Source organism: Microtetraspora sp. AC03309 (assembly GCF_020826795.1).
Taxonomy (GTDB): Bacteria; Actinomycetota; Actinomycetes; order Streptosporangiales; family Streptosporangiaceae; genus Microtetraspora; species Microtetraspora glauca.
In genome coordinates, this window is sequence record NZ_JADDIL010000394.1 from 1 (window position 1) to 570 (window position 570).

Below are 570 nucleotides of genomic sequence, written 5' to 3' on the forward strand. Positions count from 1 at the left end.
TGCAACGAGGAGGCGGTCGGCGTGACCGAGGGCCACGCCGAGTTCCGCGCCTTCGTCGAACGGTTCCTGCGCCGGTTCGGCACCAGCCAGTCCGCTACTTGAGCATGCTGCCCGCATCCACCGTGACCGGCAGACCGGTGATGTAGCGAGCCTCGTCGGAAGCCAGGAACAGCACCGCGTTGCTGATGTCGACGGGCTCGACCCATCCGACCGGAAGCACGTGCATCAACTGGGCGACAACGGCCATGTCGTCGGGACCCGGGTTCTCCAGATCGGGACGGAACAGCTTCATCGTGCCCTCGTTCATGAACATCGGTGTGTTGACATTGGTCGGGCACACCGCGTTGACCCGGATCGAGTGTTGACCCAACTCGACGGCGAAGCTGCGCATCAGTCCGATCACGCCGTGCTTGGCCGCGATGTAGTGACCGGTGTGCGGGTACGCCTTGAGCCCGCCGACCGAGCTGGTCAGAACGATCGACCCGCCCCGGCCGCCGGAAAGAATATGGGGCACTGCGGCTTTCACGGTCTTCCAGACGCCGGAAAGATTGACGCCGATCATGTCGTCCC

1 protein-coding gene is annotated in these 570 nt (G+C 64.4%); it reads right to left on the reverse strand.

Annotation, left to right across the window (positions count from 1 at the left end; all coding sequences use genetic code 11):
* Positions 1-94: 94 nt before the first annotated feature.
* On the reverse strand, positions 95-570 hold a 476-nt coding region (locus IMZ11_RS43505), incomplete at its 5' end, for an SDR family oxidoreductase (RefSeq protein WP_228649544.1).